Raw genomic sequence first — 20979 nt, 5'->3', positions numbered from 1 at the left:
TTATCATCGAAACGACACCGTAGTTCATGCGGTAGATTATAACGCTGTCACTTAAAATGCTAAGATTTGCTGTTTCTGCCGGGTAGTGACGGGATACTACTGTCTTCAATACCTTGTTTTACCCACAGAGACCATTGACGAATACTGTTACCGCCGCGCTTCCTACTTCCTTCTTTCCAAGTAAGCCCAAAATCGTTTGCAATCAATTCACCAACTTTAGCGCCATTTAGAGAGAGGTCGTTAGACAAGTATTCAATACACTTCTGGACAGCAGGTTCATTTTTAGCTGCGATCCAAAGTGCCTCCACATCACCGCCATGCTTATCAATAAGAGCATGGTTGATGGCATAAGAACCTGCGTCATTGAGCACAATTAACTCGAATCGTTTGAGAACTGACAACTGATTTCGGTGACCTTGGTTTTCTAGCTCTATGAAGTTGCCGCTGGCTTGGAAAGCTTTAAATGTTTGCATCGCTCTATGCGGGGATACTGTAGAAGAAAACACTTTGCTTCGTTGTTTGCCTTTGTGCCTAACTTTGAATTGTTCGGTAGAAACAGCTGCGACAGCGGAATCTTGAATGGTGTAGTCTTGTCCAGTTTGAACTAAGAAACCTGTTAACTGGAGATATTTGGTTAGCCTACGACTATATACAGACCATGTATTGTCACTATGACCTGTTTTCGGCATTGAGGCTTTAAAGGTGTCAAGCAGTTGCTTGTGATTAACCACCTGACCCGCAAACTGCTTGTATAGAGATAGTTTAAAACTATGACGTGCAAGTTTACGTCGGATGATAGTTAAACAGTTAAAGTCAGTAAGCTCTGTAACTTGAGAGTGTAACTTGAAATTAGAACCATTTCTTTCTGCAATACCGAACATAACCAAGTCAGAGCCGACGTTTAGTATTGTCTTCTCAGTTTTTTGTAACTTCTCAACCAGATCGTTTGAACTAGTGAAGCAATCAAACTTTAGCTCGCGCGCAAGACTCATTAGCGCGAAAAAATCTGAGGTAGGAGTATAGTTGTAAGGGATAAATGGTACTTTACCTGTAATTAGGTAATCTTTAAAAATATCCCAGTAGATGTTTAGACGGTCGCCGCTTCGAATAATCATTCTTTTGTGAACGAGTTGATTTACATCGGCGACACTAGACAGCTCAATGATCTCACTCCAATCCGCAGGTGCTCTGTCAGCAATAATATCCAAACAAGTGCGTTCTGATTGAGACAATTGTTCTAAGTCATTAGCGAACAATCTAGCAACATCTAAGTCAGCTAAAGATACGTCAGCACTAGAACCGCGCTTGTAGCTTTCTCGTAAGTTAATGCATAGCTTTTTAAGCAACCAAGGGAAACCCTGACATGCATAAGTGATCTGGTGTCGAATATCTGGTGTGATTTTTTGGTCGAACTCTTTTTCGAATGTAGTGATAGATTTAGACACCTCACCACTATCGAAGATCTCTAACCTATATTCACGGCGCAAGTCTTTCAACTCATGCCACATATGGTATGCCGGGTGGTCTTGCTGAGTCGTACTATCGGTTTTCCATGCAAAACCCAGAGCTAGGTTACCTTTCAGTGCTGCTACCTCAAGCATTAAGCTTTTCGCTGATTCAAACACACTAAATAATTCTGGTTTTGAATAGAGTTCTTCGAACTGATCAAACACCAAACAAATCACTTTGTCTTGCTTCTCGACTGACTCCAAATAAGTTTGGATGCTATCTGATGAGAGCGGTGCGTCTGGGTCACTCAGTTTTAATTCTATTTTGTCACCCACACCAAAGTTCTGTGCTTCTTTTAGAGCTTTAAGTAGGGCAGCGTTGATGTAGTTCGGAGATTTTGCGCCACGAATATCTACGGCGAACACATAGTATTTGTTCTTGTAGTGTTTATTCTTTGCGCGATCTCGTAATTTCGCAATCAATGAACTTTTACCGAGTCCCGAGTTACCTGTTATCGCAAATATTCGAGTCGACGACTCCTTATCTCTTATCGAACCAAGAAATGAAAGAATGTTCTTTTGGAGTTCATCGCGACCTACGAAGTCTTTAGGACGAGCAGGGCGATAGTCATCCCATGAGTCACCAATCTGAACTTCTACGACTGACGGTAATTTCTGTGGTTTAGTTAAGCTTATTTTATTTAGAGCCTTAACCTCGCCTACGAATAGGTCATACTTTGCTAGTGTAGAATCTAACTTCGAAATATTTGTTAGTGTATCTGTGTCCGTGATGTGTAATCCCGTTTTTGCGCTATATACTAAAACACCGCTTGGAGAGCCTCCTTTCAAAGTGTAAACGCACCAAAAGCGACCAAGTTCCGAGATTAGTAGAGTTGTACTACCTAGGTTATCAACCCCTGCGAATGCTTCCGCTTTTTCTGTCGGGAACCTAACAATAACTCCGGCAGAGATCAGAGAGTCTACGACTCTATCTGGAGTATAGAAGCTGTACTTAGATGATTCAGCGATTGGCTTGCTCTTTATTTTGTCTGCAAGTCCGAGTGCATCTTTGCCAAACTCCGCTGTAGATACTAACCACCCCTCTTGATAATCATGTGCGACAACCGTACCGATTAACTTGGTGATTATAGGTGAGCCAATCTTGTCTTTCTGCGCTTTACATTCGACGTAGATTTCTTTGTTGCTAACACGATGCTTGCAAAGTAAATCAAGCTCCGAACCTGTAACTCGAACTTCTTCGGTAACTTCATAGTTCTGCGCGTTTAGTAAATCCGATGCCAAGTTCTCGAATAGGTCGCCTTTTACCTTTTGGGCTTCACCTTTCTTACATACAACTTCTATTTTCATACACAACCAATGGGGAAAAATTTGCAGCCGATCATACAGTTAGAGATGGGGTGATACCTAGATATAGATCATGGATGATACGAACTGCATATGTTTTATGTGAAATTGATCACTGAACTATAAGAGGGGCTAGGTTTTTTTAAAAAATTTTCTGAGCAACTTTTCTTTTAAAGCAACCCCCGGCCTGTTTGCTTTTTATTTGAAGGGACTTTTTCTGTAGCCCACAGGAAAAGTCCCTTTTTCTTTTGTGGGACGTTAATCGCAAGCGAAGTGGTTCTAGTGATTAGAGGGCAGAGAGCCTGTGAGGTTATGTATGCGTCGTTCTGACAGACGTGTGCCTGTTTCTTTTTGGTTTCGAAGTGAGTAATTAGGATTTGAATCTGATGAACCTACTCCCGTGAACCTAGAAGAAACACTTAGCTAACTGCATAGGAGTAAAAAACAATGAAGAGATTTAGCCCAAGACTGCAACTCATCACAAGCGAACCCGTACTGGATATTCTATATCGTAGACATACAGACCAAAGCCAAGTTGTTGTCTTTAATTACAAAGCCAAAGAAGTGCAAACGTGGTCAAAAAGCGGCTTAAAAACCGTTCTTCGAAAAGGGCTCACGATATGTAACCAGTGGATAATTCAGTGAAAGCCTCGCCAGAAATGACGGGGCTTTTTTGTAGCTGTCATTAAGTGAATAACGAACCATCGACAGGAGGACACCATGAAACTCTTAACCATAGAGTTAACAACGAAACTCACGTACAAGGGGCTTAATACGAAGCCGACAAAGAGAAAAACAGCCCCAACGCTGTACTCGTCTATCGTTAACGATTTACGAGACATCGAAGTTGTTAACACCGAAACAGGCGAGTTCAATCGCCAAATGCTTAACAAGTTGGTCGATAACCCAACGCCAGAAGATTACGACGAGCCGATGACACCAGAAGAAGTGGAAGTGGCACAGAGTACCTATTACGAAGCCGAGGATCGCTATCAACAGCACCGTCGCGGCAAGTACAAAGGTTTAACGCCTGAGTTGGGAGCTAATGTCGTCAAACAAGCGACAAGAACAAAGAAACGTTACCGCTCATACAGAGAGTTAACACGAGTTCCTCCAACACCTGAGATACGCCGTGACATGGTTAAGTGGTCGAAGATACTAGCGGATAAGAACTATGAAGCCCGTGAGGTGATCGAACCTTACTCAGCTTGTCCATCTTGCGAAGGTTCTGGTGTGTGGAAAGGAACGGTTGCCAAAGCAATATGTGTTCGATGTTTAGGTACAGGACAGATGTCGACAGCAGATTGGCGTCGATACCACAACTACCAAGACATGAGAGCTAAAGGGCGCTTGAGCACATCAAACGAGAAGCACAAGTACGTAGCACTGCAAGCAGACGCGAGTAGCCTATACGCTACAGTGCATTAAGCTGTAGTCGGCAGGATAAACACCGACACTCACCAAGTAACCCACAGTCTTAAATGACGCCGAACATGCGGCAAAGCGTATGAACCCTCAACACCGTGCCACGGCGCGAGCCGACCATAAGTATGTGACCTACGGTTAGGGTGTGTCTAACTAACAAACGGTAAATCGGCGGGGAAGTCTGTTCGCGGCAGCCCTGACGTGAGAGGTGAGCACACGCTGTGAGTGCAGTGAATGACGTGTGCTCTGTGAGAGGTTAAGAGTGCTCGGGGAGGGCAAGCCTCCCGCTCCCACTCTTAATTCCATAATCTTCTAGGGAAGATTATGGATTCTTTGATGCCTCACGGATTGGCATCTACGAACGAAGCTAAAGTCATACGGAAATACACCCTTCTTTTTTCTGCGCTTCCTCTCCGCCCTCCTGACGCTTCACGCAATTACTTTACTTCCACGCATCCCTAAGTCAGCAAGCTGACAAGGGCTGACGAGGTGTAACGCAATCACGCGAATGCTTTCCTCGCTTACTCTCCCTAAATCAGCAAGCTGATAAGGGAGAGAAGTATGCGAGGCGTTCGGCTCCGTGTTGCTTTAAAAAAGAACTGTTTTTCGTATGCCCCCGCTTAGTTCTTCCTTTACCATCCTCGGCGTGAGCCAGTGAATTGTTCGGCAATAGTGAGTAGACCGAGCAGGGCGAGGATAGATGAACAGTTAGCCTGTATTGGTTAGCCAAGATCACAGGACATAGGTTCAAGTGTCTAGGTTACTTGATGTGTGCTATGAGTTTGGTGAACACCAAAAATTAATAACGCGCTTTGCCCTTTACGGGGAAACAAAAAAGGTGGAGGGAACGGCTACCCACAAAATTGCTTCGCAATTTTGCGTGTCCCGCGCCGCCCCCTCCAGAAAGATATTCGCCTGCCAAGCGCGATGCGCTTGTCAGCCTCGGTATCATTTCCTTTTTATGTTTCTCCCGTAAAGGGTAATACGAGCAAATTCATGATTAATTTTTGGCAATGAGTGCTGATTGTTCAGTTATTTCAGTCGGTTAGGCGAGAATTAAAGGTGCGGTAAAGGGTGAATGGTTATGCAGACTTGGTTGTTTTTTCTGTAGTGATAACTAAGGCTCACCTTGTGAACCAAGGAATGCGATACCTTCATCACCACCTGCAACCTCCGCGTACCACCACTCAATAATCTCATAACCTGCTGCAACACTCATGATGGCAAATAGAGCAAAGAAACAAGCCAACACTGGTTGAGCCAGTTTCTTACGAATTAAATATTCAGCGAGTGGATAGGCATAAAGACCAATAGAGAAATGCGCGACACGGTCAAAGTTATTGCGCTCAGATCCAATCAGGTTATTAAACCAATCAAAGGGGACTTCAGCGAAGGTGTACTTAGCGCCAATCGTATGCAGAACCAACCAGATGAACATTAAAACGTAAGCCGTCTTTGAAAAGGTCAGTTTGGTGGATAGCCACCATATCCCGACAAGAATACCGAGAGCAGGGATAATCTCAGCGATCCAAACGGCTCTTGAAGACGGAGCAAAGGCTGAAAAGAGAAAGATAACAAGATAGACAGCAGTTAGTGAGAGTAGAGGTCTATTTTGAGCAAGTGGCGTAATTGTCATCATCAGATCCTGTATTAGTTTCATGTATAGTTACACAATAATGAACAGTGTTCAATTGTGCTCTAATCACCATATTTGTTGAAAACTAGCGTTATCGCCCAGTATCTAGACAAACGGTTGCGAGAGTTTCACAAAAGTTTGATTTACAACAAAGCGATCCTTAAAATCGTTGCATCACTACATAACAAGAAAGAAAAGTCATGAAACTGGAAACTGTCGATTACCTTGCTGACGACGCAGCAGAACAATTTGTTCGCTCTCTACGTGAAACGGGTTTTGGTGTTCTTAAGAATCACCCGATCCCAAAAGAGCTTGTTGAGTCAATTTACGAGAACTGGTACCAGTTCTTCATTTCTGAAGAGAAAGAGAACTTCCACTTCAATGTTGAAACACAAGATGGATATTTTCCACCTTCAGTGTCTGAAGTTGCAAAGGGCCACACTGTAAAAGACATCAAAGAGTACTTTCACGTATACCCTTGGGGTCAGATTCCTGAACAGCTAAAAGAACAGATTCTAGATTACTACCAACGTGCTAATGCTTTTGCTCAAGAGCTGCTAGGTTGGGTTGAAGCGCATGCGCCAAAAGAAGTACAAGAGAAGTTCTCAATCGCGCTTTCTGAAATGATTAATGGCAGCGAACAAACACTGCTTCGCGTTCTTCACTACCCACCAATGCAAGGTGATGAAGAACCAGGTGCGATCCGCGCTGCAGCTCATGAAGACATTAACCTTCTAACGGTTCTGCCTGCAGCTAACGAGCCTGGCCTTCAAGTTAAATCTCAGAATGATGAGTGGATTGATGTGCCATGTGACTTCGGCAACATGATCATCAACATCGGTGACATGCTGCAAGAAGCGTCTGGTGGTTACTTCCCATCAACGACTCACCGTGTAATCAACCCATCAGGTGCTCGCCAAGAAAAGTCTCGAATTTCTTTGCCTCTTTTCCTTCACCCGAAACCAGAAGTGGTTCTGTCTGAAAAGTACACGGCAAATGAATACCTAATGGAACGTCTAAGAGAGCTTGGCGTTATCTAATCAGTTAAAGCTTATATCAGTTAAACTGTATATTCTTGAAGGCTAGCGTAATGCTGGCCTTTTGTGTATCTGGTGCAACGGATTGATGTTTATTTGATTTGAAACTCGACAAACTGGCGTAAATCGCTTTCAATTAATAAGACACTCAAATGCATATGGCAACGGGCCTACTTTATTATGTTAGACAACCCAGAATCACCAAGTCATCAGGATATTAGCCCTAATTTCCAAACACATATGGAAAATCCGTTACTTTGGCCAATTATGGAAGTGCTTAAGCAAAAGCCAAGTGGATGGAAAGTGCATACCTTGGCAGCACACCTTAATGATCTCGGTTTGGTGCCTGTGTTAGATCCCGTACCTGAAAAAGAGCTGTTTAAGAAAAACTTCTTAATCATGAATGCGCTCTATCAATTGCAAGAGACCTTGTATCCAGACAGTTGGTTGCAGGTTCAAGCCATGGACATTGAACTGATGAGCGGTCGTTATCATGGCAGCACTCATACCATCGACCTTCAAGATCCATTACGTGACTACTACATCAACTGGCTCAACTATGAAGCGGATGAGGGCGAAGTCAAAAGGCTGTTGAATGAGTTTTGGACTCGATACAAGAAGTTTGTCGGTGGCAGTGAAACGGACATGGACAGAAGCCATGCACTCAGTTTATTTGAGTTGCCATTTGATTCGACTCAACAAGAGATTCGCAAACGATGGCGACGACTTGCGCTACGTTGGCACCCCGATAGGGATGAAGGCAACACAGCTAAGTTTCAGACATTGTGCGAGGCATGGCATGTGTTGCGCAGATAACAATTCTCAAACTTAGCTCACTTGATTTACTAAGATCTCAGAAGAAATAAGAAAGCCCCATATGTGATTAGTGGGGCTTTGTGTTTATTGCTACTAATAAGCCATAAGTAATGAGCTATGAGTTGTCTTTACTCACTCCACTTTTATGCTCAAATGCGTAATCGAGTACCTTACGAATGTATGGCGCACCAACTTTTGAACCACCGTTACCGTGCTCAATAACCACTGTCGCAACGTATTCAGGATTATCATAAGGTGCAAACGCGGTATAAAGCGCGTGGTCGAGTAGGTGACGTGCTAACTTCTTCGAGTTGTAAACCTGATCTTTCGCTAAGTCGAATACTTGCGCTGTACCTGATTTACCACCGCTCACATAATCAGCACCTTTAAAGGCTCTTCGACCACTGCCTCTACTACCGTTATTTACCAGTCTCATCGCATTGATTGGTACATCCCAAATCTCATCGGGCACTTCTTCAATCGATGTCATCTGCTTAGGCTCAACGAGCGTTTGCGTATCGAAATCTTCTCCATGATCTAACGTTGCCCTTAGAATGTGTGGAGGCATTACTTTACCGTGATTCACCAATACAGATGTTGCTTTGGCAAGTTGCAATGGAGTCGATGTCCAATAGCCTTGTCCGATACCAATCGGCACGGTGTCACCTTGATACCATGGCGTACGGTAGCGCATCATTTTCCAATCACGAGTTGGCATGTTGGCGTTGCTTTCTTCGTAGATATCGATGCCTGTCGGCTTACCAAAACCAAAACGGTTCATCCACGTTGAAATGCGGTCGATACCTAAATCAAAGGCCGTTTGATAGAAGAATGAATCCACTGATTCTTCAATTGCTTGTGTAACATCAACTGGTCCGTGACCCCAACGTTTCCAATCTCGCCACGCTTTGGAGTTAGGTTTAGAACCGGGAATCTGCCATGAGCCATGATCATCACGAATGGTATGCTCAGAGATAACATGTTCTTGCAGACCAGCAACGGCCATAAATGGTTTGACGGTCGAAGCGGGCGGGTAAACGCCTAAAGTTGTTCTATTTACCAATGGGTGAGCAGGATCATTCAATAACGTCTGATAGTTTTTACTCGAAATGCCGTCCACGAACAGATTTGGGTCATAGCTAGGGCTCGATGCCATTGCTAATACACTGTTATCTTTAGGATCAAGAATCACAGCGCTGCCAGTTCGGTTATCGAGTTGGTCGAACACGTATTTTTGCAGCTCAATGTCGATGTTCAGGACAATGTCTTTGCCTGCGACTGGCGGTACATATTTAATGGTTCTGACAATACGGCCGCGACTGTTTACCTCAACTTCTTGATAGCCTTTTGTGCCATGAAGTATGTCTTCGTAATATCGTTCGACACCAAGCTTACCGATAACCGTTGTTGCTTGATAATTCGATTCTTTGTCTTGTTCATCAAGCTTTCTCAAGTCACTGTCGTTGATATGCGCGACATACCCTAAGACGTGGGTAAGTATCTCGCCACTTGGGTAAAAACGCTTGAGGTTGGTATCGATGGATAAACCTGGAAATTGGTATTGTTGAACTGAAAACTTGGCGATCTCTTCTTCGCTCAGATCTTCCAAAATGGTCACTGGCTTAAAACGACGTGTATTGTGATAACGCTTTTTGAAACGCTCGATTTGTTCATCATCAAGAGGGATGAATTTGTTGAGCTTGCTGAGCATGGTATCAACGTCATCCGTTTTCTCAGGAATCATGATTAAATCAAAGATGAGTTGGTTTTCAGCGAGTAATACGCCATTGCGATCGTAGATCAGCCCACGCGTTGGAGCGATAGGGAGTACCTTGATTCGGTTGCCGTCAGCTCGAGTTTGATAACTTTTGAAGTCTTGAACTTGGAGCCTGTATAGGTTTCCGATTAAAACGAGGGTGAAGACCATGATCCCTACAAACGCAACGATGACTCGATTTCGAAACAGGTTTACTTCACTTTTATGATCACGCATTTTTACGCGTTTGTGGTTCATCAAAACCTCAGGCTTTTACATTTAGTTACACTTCGTGGTGTCGGGACTTTATCCGAATATCACTAGGGCTTTGTAAAAGCTGTGTCATGATTCTTGGTATTTCAGAGATAAATCAACGTATGGCGAATGTAAGACTGCTCAGCATTCAACGTGTTGATAATCTATTAATTAAGAATCAAGTAATTGAATTATTTGTATTCGGAATACGTGTATTGAGAATACAAGTTCGAGGTAGATTCAAGCTCAAAAAAAACGGCCCTCATAAATGAGAGCCGTAGTACGAGATAAGGTTAACTTAACGCAAGATATTAGTTCGAGTTCGAGTTCGAGTTCGAGTTCGAAGGTTTGAACTGAGATTTACGCATACGGTTTAGTGCAGCCATTACATCTAATACTCTTGGCTTCGCCAAGTCACCGTAGTTTGGCATGTTCACGTGCCACTCATCGCTTAAGATAGCGCTAAACTCTTTAGCGGGGTTGTTTGACCAGCCTGGAGTTTGTGCAAACTGGAACCAAGCCCAACCAATCGCGTTCACTTCTGAAGTTGACTCTAACTGCTCTAATGCAGAAAGGTCTGCGAATTCCTTACCAAAACGCAGTGACTCTTTGCCTTTCGCGTTAACTCGGAATTTACCGTCAGTAAGAATGTTCATCAGTGCTGCGCGGTTTAACGAGCGAGGAACAAACGTCTCTAATGCCGTCTCACATTCGTTAGTTCGCTGAGTAGGGTGTTGAGCAATGACTTCTTGTGCTTTTTCAGTTACGTCTACCGCTTGGTAGTCGTGCATTTGAATCACAGTGTCAGCCACATCTAAGTAATCGCCAGAACCACCCATTACCACGATAGTCGAGATGTCCATCTCTTCGCGAAGTTGGCCAATACGGTCAACAAGTGGAGTGATAGGCTCAGCCCCTTTCGATACTAGCGCTTGCATACGCTCGTCACGAATCATGAAGTTAGTCGCTGACGTGTCTTCATCGATAAGGAGCGTTTGTACACCTGCTTCAATAGATTCTTGTAGCCAAGCCGCTTGCGATGTAGAACCTGATGCATCTTGTGTGCTGAAATCAGACGTGTCTTTCTGCATCGGTAAATGGTTGATGTAGTTTGAAAGATTCAGGTTATGTACACATCGGCCATCTTCCGCGCGGATCTTCATCGTATCAGTAGCCGTCACGATGCCTTCACGACCATCGCCAGGAATATGGTTGTAGATAGAACGTTCAACAGCGTTCAATAGTGTAGATTTACCATGGAAACCACCACCAACGATCAGTGTAATACCTTTAGGAATGCCTAAACCAGTTACATCACCTTGGTTTGGGGTGTTTAAGGTAACACTCAAAGACTCTGGTGCTAGGAAAGGAACCGCGCCTTTCATTGGTAAATCACAGTTACCTGCGATACGAGGTAATATGCTGCCATTTGCTACGAATGCCGCTAGGTTGTTTTCTTCCAATTGAGCGCGTAAAGCGTCTTGGTCTTCAACAGCTTCACAATGCTTAATCATCGCTTCAATGTTAAGTTCGCGTTCAAGCGTTGCACGACGAATAAACTTAGGTAAATAGAACGTAATGATGTTGATTGCTTTCTTTGCAAGAATACTACGACCATCGGCAGGTAGGTTGATACGAAAGCGGATTTCGATACCGTGCTCGGTGAAAACCACAGCGGTGTTATCCAAAACAGTTTGACCCGTTAATGCGATAGACACGGTCGCTTCTTGCTTAGCAAATTCAGAGAAGCTACGTGCAATAAAATCACGAGCTGCTACTTGGTATTCGTAAGACTTTTCTTTCAGCCAACCTAACCCTGTTAACGACCAAGCGCGTGTTGCGCGAAAACGTGAAGAAGATGCGTACGGGTCACCTTGAACGTGGTCGATGTGTAATTCGAAATCAGCAAAGTCGTATTGACCTTTAATTTGTTGATATGCGCGGAAGTTTTGTTTTTCGAGCTTTTTAAGCTTTGCAGTCAACTGATCCATAACGAGGAATGCCTATATAAAGGGAAGATAAAAACAGAAAGGCGGCGATTATAAAAATCACCACCTTTAGAGTAAAGAGAAAGTAGACCTAAATCCAAAACAAACTGCTCTTTTTCGCTTTAAGCGTAACGGGTTGACCCCAAATAGTTTTGATTGACTAAGCTGTGTTCGAATTCTTGCCCGGGCATCGGCTTACCGTAGAGGTAACCTTGTCCAACATCGCAACCTTCCTCAACGATGAATTGCTCCTGAACTTCTGATTCAATGCCTTCGATGGTGACTTTTAAGTCGAGCTTTTTAGCAATTTGAACAATAGAACGAACAATCTCTTTGTCTTCACTTGAGTTCAACATTTGGTCGACAAAGCTCTTATCGATTTTGATCGCGTCAAATGGGAATTTCTTAAGGTAGCTAAATGAGGCATAGCCCGTACCGAAGTCATCAAGTGACAATGTAACACCGATATCATGCAGAGATTCCAAGGTGTTCTTAGCAACCACTTCGTCAGCAATAAGACCGCTTTCAGTGACCTCAAGTTCTAAAAAGTGCGGTTCAAGGTGATAGGTTTCTAGGAGGTGGATAACCTGCTCGGCAAAATGTACGTTCTTGAGTTGAACGGCAGACACATTGACAGCCATTTTGAAATCATCAACGTATTGCGACCACTCTTTGGCTTTTTCAATCGCGTTACGCAATACAAAGCTACCAACCTCGAAGATCAAACCATTCTGTTCTGCCATGTGAATCAAGGTTTCATTAGAGATATCACCAAGAACTGGGTGCCTCCAGCGTAACAGTGCTTCTGCGCCAACCCATCGATGAGTGAGCGGGCAGACTTTCGGCTGGAAATAGAGCATCAAGTCATCATTACGAACGGCGTGTAACAAATAACCTTCGATCTTGTTCAGGTGACTTTGCTCTTCGGTATGTGACTGAGAGTAATAAGCAAATTTTTGCCCCGAGTCTTTACAGGCAAGCATCGCTTCTGACGATTTCTGGAGCGCACTTTCAGCATCGTCTTCGTTGTCAGTTATCGCAATGCCAATAAATGCATGCAAATGAACCTTGTCATTATCTATGGCGAACTCTGAATGACCAACATTAACCAAGCTCTTGCACAATTCCTCGAGGCGATGTTGTAAATCCTTAACGCTGAACGCCAATACGAGATCGACAGAAGTAGGGCGCGCCGTGAACACTTCAACATCGGAGATGCTTTCGATTCGCTGACGGTATTCAACCAGCACTTGGTCTAATGCGTTATAACCGTAACGTGCTTGGATACGTCGACCATTGGTAAAACCGATATGAATGACAGCGTATGAACAATCGGTCAGTCTATTCTGTGTAGACAACCTTTGGTTTAAGCGAGACTCAAATGCGTTGCGATTCAAAAAGCCAGTACCAAGATCGTGGTTCTTCTGAAAATTGATTTTCTGTTCAGCCGCTTTGCGTTTATCAATCTCTTGGTTGAGTGAGTAGTTCAGGCTCGCAAGATCTTTCGTTCGAGTGTAAACGCGGTTTTTTAACTCTTCATTCATCTGAGTCAATTTCGCGTGCTGAAACAAAGTCTTGAGTTGAGACTCGATTGAAGTACGAAAGCTTTCGAGTAACTTGATATAGGTAGGCGTGTAGTGGTTTTCTTTAGAGTCTAAGATGCAGATCGTACCGAACAACTCGCCATTCGGCCAAAGTAACGGAATACCACAATACGAGACCAAACCCAGTTTGATATCAGGGTTATCTTCCCACTCGGGATCAGCCAAGGCGTTAGGAACAACGAGATGTTGCTGAGATTCCATGACGCTCTCGCAGTACAACCCATTGCCTAATGTTTCTGAGTCGCCTTGGGCATAGGGATTATTTTCGCTACGGCTGGTTGAAAAAACTTCGATGGAGTTACTATGGACACGCATGATGAGAGCGGCTGGAACTTGAGTGATCTGAGCCAGCAAGTCGACAATATTTTGCCAACCGGATTTCATGTCGTCTGGGATGTCTAAATCTAGAGTTTTAATTTTCTTCATATGACTCCGAGTCAATTATGCTTAATGCATCAACACATCCTGTGTTAATTATGATGAAACCAAATAGCCTGTGAATATTACGTTAATTAAGTATAAGAAAAGTTGCAGAAAAAAACCTCTGCAATTTTGCAGAGGTTTTCAAATGTGAATCCGGGTCTCAGTAATGAGATAAGTTTCGATTAAGGCTTTAACTTTATAAAATCTTGAGTGTTAAGTTTCTGGTTATAGTCTACCGATGGTTGAGCAAACCCGTTCAACTGTAAAAACTCTTCTTTAAAACCTTGATAGTCGCCGATGGATTGGAAGTTGTTTTCGTCCATCGCTTCAAGCAACTCAGTCACGTGAGCTTGGGTTTCGGGGTCGAGTTCCCATTCGTCCATTCGTACTAGTCGTTCACCATCAAGTGGCACTTTTTCCTGACCATACAGTTTGCAGCTAAACAAGCGCTGCATCTGTTCGATACAACCTTCGTGGGTTTCTTTCTCTTTCATCACTTTATATAAAGCAAGTAAGTAGGGGCTTAAACCCGGAATGAATACACTCGCTTTGGTTACCAATGCCTTACACACGGTCGCGTAAGCATTACCGCCGAAGTTGGCTAGCTCAAGATTCAGCGCATGGCTGGTTTGATGAAGGTCGATCTTAGCGCGTCCTAAAGTACCGTCTAAGTAGATAGGGTGCGTCACTTCTGGACCAACGTAAGAAAATGCGATGGTTTTACAGCCTGGAGCAATAGATTCAGCGTTGATCAGCTCATCTATCCAGTTTTCCCAGTCTTCGCCACCCATGACTTTGAGTGTGCTTTCAGCTTCTTCTTCGGTTGCTGCTTCAAGCGTGTTGGTTACCCAATGATCGTGCTCAAGAGATATAGTCGCACCAGTGACGCTTTCACCGATTGGCTTGATCGCAGAACGCCAGAACTCTTCAGAATCAGGTTTTGGTCTAACACCAGCGGCTAAGCTGTAGATAATCAGATCCACTTCACCTTCGAAGTAAGTTTCGATGGCTTCGACAACTTGTGAGCGTGTTTCTTGTGAAAAGGCATCGCCAACGATGTTGATCGCAGTACGCTGCTCTCGTTCGGCTTCTTTTCTGAAGTAAATGTTGTTGTACCAACCAGCACTGCCTAAGGATTTTTCATTAGGACCGCGCTCGAATGAGACGCCGATGGTGTCAGCTTTTGCACCGCCAAAGGTAAGGGCGATACGAGCGGCAAGGCCGAAGCCAGAGGATGCGCCGATGATCAGGACTCGTTTAGGGCCATCTTTGATTTGCGGCGCACTCTTAACAAATTTGATCTGTTGCTTTACGGCTTCTTGACAGCCAATAGGGTGAGCGCTTTTGGCTACCACACCCTTGATAATAGGTTCGATCAGCATAAATAACCTTACAGTTAACGGTGATATGCACTCAGGCTAACGTAAAGCTGTGTAAAATTTATTGAGCTAGACCATTAAAACCTAAAGATACTGATATAATTCTTCGGCGACGAATTCAGCGATCCAAGGTTGAGCTTCTGGTTTTGGATGCAGTCCATCGTTCATCATCCACTCAGGTTTGAGGATGATGTGCTCAAGGAAAAAGGGCAAAAGTGGCACGTCTTGTTGATCAGACAGCGATGTAAAAACGTACTCGAATTGTTCGTTGTAACGTTTGCCGTAGTTAGGTGGGATTTTAATCTGCATCATAATTGGTTTCGCGCCCGCAGCTTTTACTTGCTCGATGATCTGATCCAGATTCGCAGACATAAGCTTAGGTGGGAAGCCACGCAGTCCATCATTTGCGCCAAGTTCAATAAGAACGGTGTCTGGGGCATGTTCTTCAAGCAGTTGCGGTAAACGCGCTAAGCCATTGCCCGTTGTGTCACCAGAAATACTGCCGTTGACCACGTTCACGGTTTTATCATGTTTTTCCAATGCGTCTGGCAACAAACTTGGCCAGCTTTGCTTGATATCCATGTTGTAACCCGCACTCAAGCTATCGCCAAGTACCAATAACTTGGAAACTTGAGCTGACGTAGAGCTTTGAGCTAACGAAGCGGTTGAAAATAAAATAAAAAATAAAAAGGAAATTAGTCGAGTCATGCATACATCCATCATAAAAGCAGAAGCTGTTTCCAAGACAGTGTCTACTAATCAAGAACATTTAACAATCTTAGAGCAAGTTGATATCGATATTCGTGAGGGTGAAACGGTTGCAATTGTCGGTACTTCAGGTGCGGGTAAATCCACGTTAATGACACTGCTTGCAGGGCTCGATGTGCCAACTACTGGCGAAATCAGTTTGTTAGGCCAACCTCTATCACAGCTGGACGATGAAGCGAGAGCCAAGATCCGCAGTGAATCCGTTGGATTTGTTTTCCAAAGCTTCTTATTGATTCCAAGCCTTTCTGCTCTGCAAAACGTCACGCTACCTTGTCTATTGAAAGGTGAAGACGAAGACATCGAACGCGCGACAGCTTTGCTTGAATCAGTGGGTTTGAAAGATAGGCTTGATCACTTGCCATCTCAACTGTCAGGTGGCGAACAACAAAGGGTCGCATTGGCTCGTGCGTTTATGATTAAGCCTAAAATTTTGTTTGCCGATGAACCAACGGGCAACCTAGACCAACAAACCGCAGCGAAAATCGTCGAGTTGTTGTTTGAACTCAATTCATCGCACGGCACCACGCTTGTTCTCGTCACGCACGACCCTAAACTCGCACAGCGTTGCCAAAGAACCTTGAAAATGCATGTCGGTCACATAGAGGAAGTGTAAATTGAATTCATCACACGGACTGAACAAACGACTGTTTTCATGGAGCATCGAAGAGATTCGACATGGTCAGCTATGGCCAGTATCCATCGCTTTAACGCTCATCATTGCTTGTGTGTTCGCGCTTTCAGCGTTGGCTGAGCGTATGGAACAAGTGATCGTAAAGCAGGGCAAAGATGCGTTAACCGCAGACAGTGTATTTGTCTCGGCAAACCCAATCCCACAACCTTTATTAGACCTGACTCAGGTTGAACAGTTAGAAAGCTCTCAGCTGACCCGTTTCTCAACCATGGCATTCAGTGATAACTCGATGCAGTTGGTTACCGTTAAAGCCTTAGAGAGCAATTACCCTTTACGCGGTGAAATGATACTGGAAGGCGCAGATAACGCGGCAAGTAATCATGTTGAACCGGGTGAATTGTGGCTTGATGAGCGCATATTTGCTCAACTAGAAGTTGAGATAGGTGACAATGTCACGATAGGCGATGCCGATTTAACAATCACAGGGCGTATCGCGCAAGAACCGGGCTTGAGTTTTAACCCTTTCCAACAAATGCCTGCTGTTCTGATTCACAATAACGATGTTGAAGCGACAGGCGCAATCCAACCAGGCAGTCGCGTTAGCTTTAGATTGTTTTTAAATGGTGATGAATCGAAACTCAAAGCCGCACAAGACAGTATCGAACTGACACCAAGTGATCGCTGGCGTACACAAGACTCATCCAGTCGTACCAACGACATGTTCGAAAGCACCACTCAATACTTATCACTAACGGTGGCTATTGTTGTGATCATGGCTGCGACTACTTTAGTGCTGACTTGCCAACATTATGTGGCGAGTCGTCGAAAAACCATCGCGATGCTTAAAAGCTTAGGTGCGAGTAAACCGTGGATCATTAAATGGCTATCTGTACAGGTATCTCTGTTAGTCGTTATTGGCGCTGTACTCGGTATCGCCATTGGTATTGGCTTAGAGTTTTTATTGCGAATTCCACTTAGTGACTTACTGCCAACACCGCTTCCGAGTTATGGTGCTGAGCCTGCAATACTGGCTATCGTATCGAGTATCTTGATTGGCGTGCCTGCGTTAGGTATCCCACTAATAGGTTTGGTAAACACATCAGCTATCAGCGTTATTCAATCAAATCACCAGTTACGTGAAAGCTATAAAAAATACTTGTTGTTGCTTGTGCCTGTTATTCCAATGATGTTGATGTACGGCGATAATTTGTTGGTGTGGATTGTCTTAGCTGGGATCGCTTGTCTGTTCTTAGTATTAGCGGTCGTGAGTAATGTGGTATTGCGCTTGTTTGGCAAATTACCGACATCAACTTCGATGCGTTTGGCGTTAAGTCGAATCAATCGCACACCCTTTGCTACTGGTATTCAGTTCGGGTCTTTAGCGTTGTCTTTGATGCTGCTATCGATTATCTGGCTAGTGAGAAGTGATTTGTTGTCGGATTGGCAACAAACCTTACCTGAAAACGCGCCTAATGCGTTTGCACTGAACATCGCGAGCTATGAGAAAGACGATTATCTCGCGACCATTGATGCCAACGATGTAGAACGTACTCAGGCATTCCCAATTATTCGTGGTCGCTTAACCACAATAAACGGAGTCGAAGCGAACGAGTACAGTGATACATCTGAAGGGACAGATGCACTAAGCCGAGAGATTAACTTTACGTGGGGAGACGCTCTACCAGTCTATAACGAAGTGCTTGAAGGTACTTGGACTCAAGAGAAAGGCGTATCCGTCGAATCTGAAGTGGCTGAACAACTTGGCTTGGAGATAGGTGATGAGCTCACTTTCACGATAAACAGCCAGAGCGTTGTGGCTAACGTCAATAGCATTAGGAAGGTAGAGTGGCGTGAAATGAAGCCAAACTTCTACTTCATCTTTACTCCGGATGTATTGAGTGCCATTCCTTCTACTTGGTTGGTGAGTTTCAGATTAGAAGAGCAACACAACCAAATGCTCAACGATCTATCTCGAAATCACCCGACTGTAAGTTTGATGGACATTCGTAAGATGGGCAGCAAGATACAAGAGCTGCTTAAACAAATCGTCTGGTCAATCACCGTGCTCGCAGCACTTGGCGTGGTAGCGGGGCTGTTGTTAATTTTCACACTGCTAAGACTGAGCTTATCTCAAAGACAGCAAGAGATTCGTTTATATCGAACCTTAGGGGCGAGTAAGAAGCGCATTCTCAATACCATTTGGTGTGAATATGGATTGATGGCATTGGTGGCGGGATCGATTGCAGCTTTAGGTTCTGAACTCAGTGTCGCTGGCGTGATGAACTTTGGCTTCGAATTAGAACCATCACTTCACCCAATGTTATGGATTGTTTTGCCTGTGCTGACTTTCATGACCTTAGCGGCGGTGGTCAACAGTTTGATTAAACGTTTGTTGGCGCCAGTAAACAAGGACTTTGGATAAGCATTAAAAACGACATTGGTTAAGTAAAAGCGGGTAACTAACATACGTCACCCACACTTTTTAAAGCGGTCTAGCAGCGAATACCTATTTACATCTTTTAGGTCACTCGCGATAGGCCGCTTTTTATTTAACCAACTCGTGTGACTAACAAGATATATCTCACCTTAAAATAGACATTTCTCAGCATTAATTAAAACTCATTGTTCAATATCGACGATTTTATGAACATCGGTTAGTCCCTGTAAACAAAGGGTTTGCGCAACTTAGCAAGAACGTTATCAACAGTTATCCACAAAAACGGTGGATAACTTTAGGGATAAGTTAACGTCGGTGTTTTACGAGTATTGAGACAGCCTTTATGTGGCGTCACTTAGGACAAATCTGACTGTTAGAATAACCTTCAAACCTCAATCTAGAGTTATTAAGTCAAGAGATTATTTTTGTTTTTTACATTGATATTAATAAGCAGAATGCTAAGACCTTGATAAAAATGTGATTTAATTCATCGCCGAACAAAAGTAGAATGGGGGCAGTTAATCTAATTCTACAGAACACGATGAACCACAACAAAACGGATACAAATCAACCTTCTATTGCCATTGTTGGCGGCGGTATTGCCGGAACCACGAGCGCTATTCATTTTAGTGAGCTGGGTTTTAAGGTCATTATCATGGAAAAAGGGCCAAGTTTGGTTAATGGACCACCTATTTGCCACTTGCACGCTGGCGGCAATTTGTATCGAGATATTTCTGTAGAGCAGTGTCTCCAGTTGCTCACGCAGTCGATTGATACTGTCCGGCTATTCCCTCACACGATCAATATTCGACCGACAATCATCGCTGTACCACATAGTGATGGCGGTGAACCGATGGATTTACTTCCTCGCCTTAAACTCATCAAACAAGCTTATGCGGATCTTGTTAAACAAGATAAAAGCAATCAAGTGCTTGGCGATCCGGAAGAGTATTACAAACTCTACAGTAAAGAGGATTTGTTAGCGCTTTCTACAAAGACGCAGCCTCTGAAACCTACATCGCTCGATGAATGGTGTATTCCTTTTGCTAAACACACTGATTTAGACACGCTTAAGTACCCAGTCGCGATGGTTCAAGAGTATGGGTGGAGTGTATTCCGACTGTCCGCGACAGCTCAGTTGTCCCTTGATAAACAATCGAATTGTACTGTGTTGACCAACAGCCGTTTACAATCTGTTGAATCGACGGGAGAAGGCTGGTCTTTAACTTACACAGATCGTGAAAATCAAAGTTGTAACCTGACGGCAGATTACTTGATTAATGCGAGTGGTTTCGAGACCGGCATCGTTGACGACTTTGTTGGATCTAAGCAACAAAGACTGGTTGAATTTAAAGCCGCCTACGTCACTGAGTGGCCATATTCTCAAGAATGTAAGGAAGAATGGCCAGAGGTTATCTTTCATGGCCCAAGAGGCACTCCACAAGGTATGGCGCAATTAACGCCGTATGCTGATGGTGTGTTCCAGCTTCATGGCATGACAGAAGGAATTACTCTGTTTGAGGGTGGGTTGGTTTCATCTTCAACGGATTCATCACAACCTCAGTTACCCTCTAAGCTACTTAAGAAAATCGTATCCGGTTGGAGCGAAGAGCAACTTGAGTTAAGAACGCGAGCGGCGATTACTCATATGTCTCAGTTCATTCCAAGCTTTGCTTCTGCAGAAGTTGGCGGCAAGCCGCTTTTCGGTGCGCAGCAAATTCCGGGGACGGACCCAAGCTTGAGAGCTTCAGACGTGTCTTTCTGCGGTGAGCGCTATGCTCGACTTGAAGTCGTAAAAGCGTCTTCCACGTTAGAAGCAGCGCAAAAGGTTGCTGAGCAATGGTTTGATATAGCTGAATCGGTATCGATTGAAGATACGCACTCAGTGACAATGTCACTTAGCATGAATGATATTGAAAACAGAGCGATAGGATTAACCAAAGAGCGCGGTTACCCAGATGCGCTTGCGAAGGTATCAGGTCAAGATCACGGCTAAAGGCAGTCTAATTCT

The 20979-nt window shown here is 44.0% G+C and carries 12 protein-coding genes and 1 pseudogene; 6 read left to right on the top strand and 7 right to left on the bottom strand.

Annotation, left to right across the window (positions count from 1 at the left end):
* Nucleotides 1-59: 59 nt before the first annotated feature.
* Nucleotides 60-2816 carry a restriction endonuclease gene (locus QUF19_RS24975; protein ID WP_286300762.1) on the bottom strand — a complete coding sequence of 919 codons (2757 nt, stop codon included), beginning with the start codon at nt 2814-2816 and terminating at the stop codon, nt 60-62.
* 717 nt (nt 2817-3533) lie between these two features.
* On the opposite strand from QUF19_RS24975, the gene QUF19_RS24970 reads away from it, so the two are divergent.
* Nucleotides 3534-4241, top strand: coding sequence for a hypothetical protein (locus QUF19_RS24970; RefSeq protein WP_286300761.1), 708 nt, complete (start codon nt 3534-3536; stop codon nt 4239-4241).
* Nucleotides 4242-5361: 1120 nt separating this feature from the next.
* Here the strand turns inward: QUF19_RS24970 and QUF19_RS24965 are convergent.
* A pseudogene (locus QUF19_RS24965) lies at nt 5362-5874 on the bottom strand (DUF2238 domain-containing protein); the annotation flags it as partial.
* Nucleotides 5875-6074: 200 nt separating this feature from the next.
* Between QUF19_RS24965 and QUF19_RS24960 the strand changes: the two are divergent.
* Nucleotides 6075-6914 carry an isopenicillin N synthase family dioxygenase gene (locus QUF19_RS24960; protein ID WP_286300759.1) on the top strand — a complete coding sequence of 280 codons (840 nt, stop codon included), beginning with the start codon at nt 6075-6077 and terminating at the stop codon, nt 6912-6914.
* 177 nt (nt 6915-7091) lie between these two features.
* Complete coding sequence (locus tag QUF19_RS24955) at nt 7092-7727, top strand: DNA-J related domain-containing protein (protein WP_286300757.1); 636 nt, start codon at nt 7092-7094, stop codon at nt 7725-7727.
* Nucleotides 7728-7842: 115 nt separating this feature from the next.
* Here QUF19_RS24955 and mrdA read toward each other — a convergent pair whose 3' ends face one another.
* From mrdA to QUF19_RS24930, 5 genes are all read right to left on the bottom strand, one after another.
* A complete protein-coding gene (gene mrdA, locus QUF19_RS24950; protein ID WP_286300755.1) occupies nt 7843-9741 on the bottom strand; it encodes a penicillin-binding protein 2 in 1899 nt (632 codons plus the stop codon).
* 308 nt (nt 9742-10049) lie between these two features.
* Entirely contained in the window at nt 10050-11729 is a 1680-nt protein-coding gene (locus QUF19_RS24945; RefSeq protein ID WP_286300754.1) for an ABC-ATPase domain-containing protein, read from the bottom strand.
* A gap of 119 nt (nt 11730-11848) precedes the next feature.
* Nucleotides 11849-13756 (bottom strand): bifunctional diguanylate cyclase/phosphodiesterase, encoded by a 1908-nt coding sequence (locus QUF19_RS24940; RefSeq protein WP_286300752.1) that lies wholly within the window; start codon nt 13754-13756, stop codon nt 11849-11851.
* A gap of 179 nt (nt 13757-13935) precedes the next feature.
* Nucleotides 13936-15135 (bottom strand): enoyl-ACP reductase FabV, encoded by a 1200-nt coding sequence (gene fabV / locus QUF19_RS24935; RefSeq protein ID WP_286300749.1) that lies wholly within the window; start codon nt 15133-15135, stop codon nt 13936-13938.
* An 81-nt stretch (nt 15136-15216) separates the two neighbouring features.
* On the bottom strand, nt 15217-15840 hold the full coding sequence (locus QUF19_RS24930; RefSeq protein ID WP_102311994.1) for an arylesterase: 624 nt from the start codon (nt 15838-15840) through the stop codon (nt 15217-15219).
* On the opposite strand from QUF19_RS24930, the gene QUF19_RS24925 reads away from it, so the two are divergent.
* The 3 genes from QUF19_RS24925 (at nt 15839) to QUF19_RS24915 (ending at nt 20964) form a co-directional block, all read left to right on the top strand.
* Nucleotides 15839-16513, top strand: a complete 675-nt coding sequence (locus tag QUF19_RS24925) for an ABC transporter ATP-binding protein (RefSeq protein WP_286300744.1) — start codon at nt 15839-15841, stop codon at nt 16511-16513. The two genes, QUF19_RS24930 and QUF19_RS24925, sit on opposite strands and share 2 nt — an antisense overlap.
* Before the next feature lies 1 nt (nt 16514).
* Nucleotides 16515-18953, top strand: coding sequence for an ABC transporter permease (locus QUF19_RS24920; protein ID WP_286300742.1), 2439 nt, complete (start codon nt 16515-16517; stop codon nt 18951-18953).
* 556 nt (nt 18954-19509) lie between these two features.
* Complete coding sequence (locus QUF19_RS24915; protein WP_286300739.1) at nt 19510-20964, top strand: FAD-dependent oxidoreductase; 1455 nt, start codon at nt 19510-19512, stop codon at nt 20962-20964.
* Nucleotides 20965-20979 lie beyond the last annotated feature (15 nt).

It is taken from the genome of Vibrio sp. FE10 (genome assembly GCF_030297155.1).
Classification (GTDB): Bacteria; Pseudomonadota; Gammaproteobacteria; order Enterobacterales; family Vibrionaceae; genus Vibrio; species Vibrio apostichopi.
The sequence above is the reverse complement of the archived record's forward strand: the minus strand, read 5'-3'. Positions and strand labels throughout refer to the sequence as shown.

Excerpts from the sequence above, each read along its gene's own strand:
- fabV (WP_286300749.1), bottom strand. The coding sequence starts at position 15,135 with ATGCTGATCGAACCTATTATCAAGGGTGTGGTAGCCAAAAGCGCTCAC.
- QUF19_RS24970 (WP_286300761.1), top strand. The coding sequence starts at position 3,534 with ATGAAACTCTTAACCATAGAGTTAACAACGAAACTCACGTACAAGGGG.
- QUF19_RS24940 (WP_286300752.1), bottom strand. The coding sequence starts at position 13,756 with ATGAAGAAAATTAAAACTCTAGATTTAGACATCCCAGACGACATGAAA.
- QUF19_RS24945 (WP_286300754.1), bottom strand. The coding sequence starts at position 11,729 with ATGGATCAGTTGACTGCAAAGCTTAAAAAGCTCGAAAAACAAAACTTC.
- QUF19_RS24960 (WP_286300759.1), top strand. The coding sequence starts at position 6,075 with ATGAAACTGGAAACTGTCGATTACCTTGCTGACGACGCAGCAGAACAA.
- QUF19_RS24955 (WP_286300757.1), top strand. The coding sequence starts at position 7,092 with ATGTTAGACAACCCAGAATCACCAAGTCATCAGGATATTAGCCCTAAT.
- QUF19_RS24915 (WP_286300739.1), top strand. The coding sequence starts at position 19,510 with ATGAACCACAACAAAACGGATACAAATCAACCTTCTATTGCCATTGTT.
- QUF19_RS24925 (WP_286300744.1), top strand. The coding sequence starts at position 15,839 with ATGCATACATCCATCATAAAAGCAGAAGCTGTTTCCAAGACAGTGTCT.
- mrdA (WP_286300755.1), bottom strand. The coding sequence starts at position 9,741 with ATGAACCACAAACGCGTAAAAATGCGTGATCATAAAAGTGAAGTAAAC.
- QUF19_RS24930 (WP_102311994.1), bottom strand. The coding sequence starts at position 15,840 with ATGACTCGACTAATTTCCTTTTTATTTTTTATTTTATTTTCAACCGCT.
- QUF19_RS24975 (WP_286300762.1), bottom strand. The coding sequence starts at position 2,816 with ATGAAAATAGAAGTTGTATGTAAGAAAGGTGAAGCCCAAAAGGTAAAA.